At 71.9% G+C, this 2,832-nt stretch carries 4 protein-coding genes; 1 reads left to right on the top strand and 3 read right to left on the bottom strand.

The window, feature by feature from the left end:
- On the bottom strand, nucleotides 1-977 hold a 977-nt coding region (gene hemE, locus IRZ18_09440; GenBank protein MBX5477328.1), incomplete at its 3' end, for a uroporphyrinogen decarboxylase.
- 110 nt (nucleotides 978-1,087) lie between these two features.
- Between hemE and IRZ18_09435 the strand changes: the two genes are divergently transcribed.
- Nucleotides 1,088-1,729, top strand: coding sequence for a hypothetical protein (locus tag IRZ18_09435; protein ID MBX5477327.1), 642 nt, complete (start codon nucleotides 1,088-1,090; stop codon nucleotides 1,727-1,729).
- A 67-nt stretch (nucleotides 1,730-1,796) separates the two neighbouring features.
- Here the strand turns inward: IRZ18_09435 and IRZ18_09430 are convergent, their stop codons facing one another.
- A complete protein-coding gene (locus IRZ18_09430) occupies nucleotides 1,797-2,444 on the bottom strand; it encodes a 5-formyltetrahydrofolate cyclo-ligase (GenBank protein ID MBX5477326.1) in 648 nt (215 codons plus the stop codon).
- Nucleotides 2,445-2,450: 6 nt separating this feature from the next.
- On the bottom strand, nucleotides 2,451-2,832 hold a 382-nt coding region (locus IRZ18_09425), incomplete at its 5' end, for a biotin/lipoyl-binding protein (GenBank protein MBX5477325.1).

The following is a 2,832-nucleotide window of genomic DNA, read 5'->3' as shown; positions in this document are numbered from 1 at the left end:
CCGTGGCCCAGGTTGAAGACGTGCGGACCCCCGGCGCCCTCGTCCAGGATGGCCTGGACGTGCCGGGCGAGTTCCTCCCATGGGGCGAGCAGCGCCACCGGGTCCAGGTTCCCCTGCAGCGCCACGCCGGCCCCCACGCGCCGGCGGGCCTCGTCCAGCGGCACGCGCCAATCGACCCCGATCACGTCCGCGCCGACGGCGGCGAACCGTTCCAGCAGCGCGCCCCCGTTCGCGCAAAAGAGGATGCGCGGGACGCCGAGCGGCCGCAGGGCCGCGAAGAGCCGCTCCATGTGCGGGCGCACGTACCGGTCGTAATCCCGGGGCGCCAGCGCGCCCGCCCAGCTGTCGAACACCTGGACGGCCGCCGCGCCTGCCCGCACCTGCGCCGCGAGGTACGCGGCCATGGCGTCGGTCAGCGCCGCCATGAGCGCGTCCCAGACGTCCGGGTGCGCGTACATGAGTCGCTTCGTCTCCCGCTGCTCCCGCGACGGGCCGCCCTCGACGAGGTAGCTCGCCAGCGTGAACGGCGCCCCGCTGAAGCCGATGAGCGGTACGTCGAGCTCGGCCCGCAGGCATTCCACGGCTTCCAGCACGTACGGGACGTCGCGGACAGGATCGAGCGCGCGCAAGGCGGCGACCTGGCGGGCCTCTCGCACCGGCTCGTCCACAACGGGACCCACGCCCTCGCGGATCTCCACGCGGACGCCCATCGGCCGCAGCGGCACCATGATGTCCGAAAACAGGATCGCCGCGTCGACGCCCAGCTGCTCGACGGGAAGTTTCGTCACCGCGGCGCACAGGGCCGGACGCTCGCAGATGTCCAACAATGTGTAACGTTGGCGAAGCTCGCGGTACTCGGCCTGGTACCGGCCCGCCTGGCGCATGAACCAGACCGGCACGCGCTCGGCCATCTCGCCGCGACAAACGCGAAGAAACAGGTCGTTCAGCTCGGCCGCACCCCCACACGACCGTACCACAACGAGCCTCTGTTCGAAGAAGTTGCCGCTTGCAGGGGAAACTTTCGCGTGCGACGCTCGTCTACACGTACGAACGGCCGCGGAACGGGCCGACGAGCGGAGGTCTGCACATGACGAAACGCGCACGCCGCGTCACCGGATGGGGCGCCATCGCGCTCGCCGCCGCGCTGTGGGCGACCGCCTGCAGCCACGACGGGACCGTGGCGGGATCGGACGTCGCCAACGCGCCGTCCGAGACGTCCGAGGCGCCGTCGACATCGGAATCGGACGCCGGCGCGCTCGAGGCGCTCCTTCCGGCGTCCGCGAGCTACCACGGCCCGTACGACTTCACGTCCACGTGGCTGGTGAGCCGCGGCGACGACAACGTCTTGAAGGTGAAGGAGACCGTCGGCGACTTCGACACCACGTACACGTTGGTGGTCGAGGACGGCTGTCTCAAGCAGACGTCGATCTACACCATGAAGGGCGTCGAGGAGCCGCGGGAGGCGATCTGGCTCTGCGTCCCCGCGCGCTCGTTCGCCAACGAATACCGGACCGAGGACTCCACCGTGAAGGAAACGGCGACGGAAACGTGGCTCGACGACCCGAAATACGGCCGCGTGCTGGAAGTTCGCGTGGAGGGCCAGAACGGCGACCACAAATACGTCCGCGTCGACGACTGGGCGTCGGGTCTCGGTCTTGTCCACCGCGTGGTCAAGGACGATCAGGGCAAGATCCTCGAGGAACGCGAGATCATCTTCGCCGGGTCGTGACGGCGCTCGCCGTCGACCCGGCCTCCCCCGCCGGCCGGCGCGCTGCGGCACGCCGGCCGTCCTTTGCTCACCCGGGCGCGTTCCGATCGCCCGCCGTTTCCTCTCGCGCGCGACGGCAATCCATGGCAGCGTCCTCGGTCACGACCCAGTCCATCGGAATGTCCCAGGGGTGCGCGGGCACGCGGTCGAACACCTGGCCGGCGAACGCTAGCGCGACCGTCACCGGCCGGCGGCCGGCCGGGTACGCGGCGAGAAACCGGTCGTAATAGCCCTTCCCATAGCCGAGCCGGTTGCCCGCGCGGTCGAACGCCAGGCCGGGCACCACGACGAGATCCAGCGCATCCGAAGGGGCCTCTGCGGACACCGCCGGATCCGGCTCTCGAATGGAGAAGGGGCCCGTCACCGTGATCGGCTCGCCGCGCGCATCGAACGCGATCCAGTGCGGCTTCAACAGGCCCGCGGCGGCGTCGGTGCGCGGGGCCGCCACGCGTTTGCCCTGAGTGCGCGCAATCTCGATGAGCGGCCGCGTCTCCACCTCTGGTGGGCGGTCGAGGTAGACGAGCACGTTGCACGCGGCAACGAACGCAGGAAGGCCCGCGACCCGCCGCGCGATGGCGCGGCTGCGGCGCTCGCGCTCCTCCGGCGCGAGGGCGTCGCGGTACGCGCGCGCGGCGCGTCGCAACTGCTCGCGGAGATCGGCTTCCGGCGCCTCCATGCCTCTTTACGGCCGCACCGTGACGAGGGCGTCGCCGGCGTTGACGGCATCGCCCTTCTGTACATGCACGGCCACCACGGTGCCGTCGACGGGCGACGGCACCTCGTTCTCCATCTTCATGGCCTCGAGGATGCAGAGCACCTGGCCGGCCTGGACCTGCTGGCCCTCGGCCACCTTCACGTCGAGGAGGAGGCCGGGCAGCGGCGCCGTCACGACCTCGCCCTCCGCGGGCGCGCCCGCGCCGTGCGCCGTCCCTGTTGCGGCGGGCGCCCCCGGCGCCGGCGCCGGTGCGGGTGCCGGGCTTGTCGCGGGCGCGGGTCCCGGTACCGCTGCCGCCCTGGACGCCGCTGCCGGCGATGCCGCCGCCGACGCCGCCGCCGGCGCGGGC

It is taken from the genome of Clostridia bacterium (assembly GCA_019683875.1).
Classification (GTDB): domain Bacteria; phylum Bacillota; class Sulfobacillia; order RBS10-35; family Bu92; genus Bu92.
Note: the sequence above shows the minus strand (reverse complement) of the source record. Positions and strands in the feature narration are given on the sequence as shown.